Origin of the sequence: Helicobacter trogontum (assembly GCF_000765905.2) — a bacterium.
In the GTDB taxonomy this organism is placed as follows: domain Bacteria; phylum Campylobacterota; class Campylobacteria; order Campylobacterales; family Helicobacteraceae; genus Helicobacter_A; species Helicobacter_A trogontum.
In genome coordinates this window covers 1-2,601 of sequence record NZ_JRPL02000066.1, presented here as the reverse complement: position 1 = coordinate 2,601, position 2,601 = coordinate 1, and the positions used below count along the sequence as shown (strand labels likewise).

Genomic DNA, 2,601 nt, shown 5'->3' with positions numbered 1-2,601 from the left:
TATCGTCCCAAATTTCTCTTATTTGCTTGTTGTCTTTAGTCATAAATACTTTTTCATTTTCAGAGAATTGCTACTCATCGATTGATTTGTCCTATCCAATGCACAATATTGCCTTTATCATCTATCTCTACTTCTAAATCTTTGTATTTTTCGTAGAATCTAGGGGCTAAGACTTTTTCAAAGTATTCATCTCCTTTAGGGGTTCTTGCTACCCAAAATCTATAACTATCCCAATATTGTGGTGTATCCCAATTAGAATAAATATACTCATCATCACTCATATTGGGGTATTTTTCTCTCACTTCTGTTATATCCCTATAATACGCATCAGTATAAAAGAAATTATCCCTAAAGTGAATCCAAGCTTGGTATTTGTCTCTTTGCCTAGAAAGTAAATTTTCCTCTTTATCCTGCAAACCACATAAGCCAAAGTCTATATATCCACCCAAAAAGAGTTGTCCTACAATGTTAATGTATTCGCTGATATAAGTTGGGTTAGCAGAGTTATCTGCCATTACATTAGTGTTATCAAATAAAAATTCAAAAAACAAAGAATCTAGTTCTATACCATTACCAGAGTATCCTGTTGCTAAATCTAAAATACTCTCTTCAAAATACTCCAAAATATCTACTTTAGTCAGGTTTGGAATCTGTAAAAAAAGTTCAAACTCTAAATTATAGGGTGTTTTTTGATGATTTTTCATTAGCTTACAAATTTCGTCCGAAAGTTCCAAAAATAGATAACTTTGTGTATGTGTGAGTATTTTATATCTCATTTTTTGTCCTTTATGCTGTGGATTTTTATTTTACTATCTATTTCTATGGTGGAACCACCAGAATTAGATTTCTTCCTTAACTGAATTATCGTGCCATCACTAAGTCTTCGTCTTTTTATCATAGTTCCTCCTTTTCTATCAAGTTTTTCTTCTAATATCTCCGCTCCCTCTGTAATATCGTCCCAAATTTCTCTTATTTGCTTGTTGTCTTTAGTCATAAATGCTTTTTCATTTTTAGAGAATTACCACTCATCTATTTATCTGTCCTATCCAATGCACAATATTACCTTTATCATCTATTTCTACACTTAAATCTTTGTATTTTTTGTAGAATCTAGGGGTTAAGACTTTTTCAAAGTATTCATCTCCTTTAGGGGTTCTTGCTACCCAAATATTATATTGACTCCAATATTTTGGAGTATCCCAAGAGGTAGGGCTATACATTGTGCTATAACCACAAAGTATTTTCATTTTTTCTTTTTTATCATAATATCTCGGACAATCTTGCACACTATATTCTTTACCATTATAGATTAAAATATCCTCATCATCAAACTTTTGAAAAGCATATTTATAAAAATAATTATCCCTAAAATACTTCCAAGCTTCATATATATTTGCTTTATATTCTGACAAATAGACATCTTTGTATTCTTTTTCTTTAATTTCCTCCTCTGCCACAAAATCTACATATCCAGCAAGAAACAATTCCCCCAAAATACTGATATATTCACTCTCAAAGCTTGGGAGAGGTTCATTAAAACAAACTCCATTTTTACCATAACCTTCGCTATCCTTACTTAGTGGAAACCAAAGAATCTCATCACATTCTCTTAATCTATTTTCGGAGCATATCATATACATTAGCATATATTCCAATAGTTCTAAAATATCTGTCTTTTTTGCCTGTGGATAGAGTTTTAAAAAAGCATTAATTAAATCTTCCCAACCCTCCTCATAACTTACCTTAAATTCATAACTACCTTTCTCCATAAAAACCTGATAGCCCAAACCATAAATTAACTTTATTTCCATTTTAGTTCCTTGAAACTTAATAATGAATTTTCCAAATGGTTTTTTCTCCTTTTGAATTAAATTTAATATCTATGGTTTCATCACCGCTTTTGCCTTGTGAACCACTTTTGGATTTTTGTCTAAAATTAATCTCTATTTTATCTTTTAGTTGTGTCCTATCAATATGCTCTCCATATTTTTTATCGTTTCTAGGTTCTATTTTTTTTAGCATATTTTGTTAATCTTTTCCAAATTTGTTTTAAATGCTCAAAATCTCTAGCTTTCCACACTAATCTATAGCCTTGTTTTGGCAACTCCCTCACAATTCTCATTACATCTTTTTCATTTCTTGCGTATTCGGGTGCTTTGGGTGGATTTTTCTTGTATAGTCTTTTAGAACCTTTAGGTCTATTAAATCTTGGCATAAATCGTGGTAAGGCTACATTACTTATATCGGTTTTTACTTCATTGCCCATTAAAGCTTGATAGTAGGATATAGAATCGGACGCATCTGCTATACTATCACTAGGATAGCCCAAAAATTCTTCAACCTCTTGCCTTATCTCATCTTCTTTCTCAATTTCCCTTTCTATTTCCTCTACGCTTTTACCAAACTCTATCTCTATATACTTCCCACTATTATCCTCTGTTTCTATTCTAATAACATTAGGCGGGATGCTTTCCTCAAACTCTACATCAACCCATTGACTATTCATCTATTTATCTGTCCTATCCAACGCACAATATTACCTTTATCATCTATTTCTACTTCTAAATCTTTGTATTTTTCGTAGAATCTAGGGGATAGAAT

General features: G+C 31.5%; 5 protein-coding genes. All 5 read right to left on the bottom strand.

Annotated features, from left to right (window positions below; genetic code table 11):
• Positions 1 to 74 precede the first annotated feature (74 nt).
• Genes LS81_RS10670 through LS81_RS10650 form a run of 5 tightly spaced genes read right to left on the bottom strand, consistent with a single transcriptional unit; the run spans position 75 to position 2,506 of the window.
• Positions 75 to 776, bottom strand: coding sequence for a hypothetical protein (locus LS81_RS10670; protein WP_138069948.1), 702 nt, complete (start codon positions 774 to 776; stop codon positions 75 to 77).
• Positions 773 to 994: a hypothetical protein gene (locus tag LS81_RS10665; RefSeq protein ID WP_052096505.1), complete on the bottom strand. Its 222-nt coding sequence runs from the start codon at positions 992 to 994 to the stop codon at positions 773 to 775. The genes LS81_RS10670 and LS81_RS10665 overlap by 4 nt, the downstream gene beginning before the upstream one ends.
• 31 nt (positions 995 to 1,025) lie before the next feature.
• Entirely contained in the window at positions 1,026 to 1,811 is a 786-nt protein-coding gene (locus tag LS81_RS10660) for a hypothetical protein (protein WP_104696549.1), read from the bottom strand.
• A 16-nt stretch (positions 1,812 to 1,827) separates the two neighbouring features.
• Positions 1,828 to 2,022 carry a hypothetical protein gene (locus LS81_RS10655; protein ID WP_034347974.1) on the bottom strand — a complete coding sequence of 65 codons (195 nt, stop codon included), beginning with the start codon at positions 2,020 to 2,022 and terminating at the stop codon, positions 1,828 to 1,830.
• Entirely contained in the window at positions 2,000 to 2,506 is a 507-nt protein-coding gene (locus LS81_RS10650; protein WP_104696550.1) for a hypothetical protein, read from the bottom strand. Before LS81_RS10650 ends, LS81_RS10655 begins: the two co-directional genes overlap by 23 nt.
• Between the last annotated feature and the right edge of the window lie 95 nt (positions 2,507 to 2,601).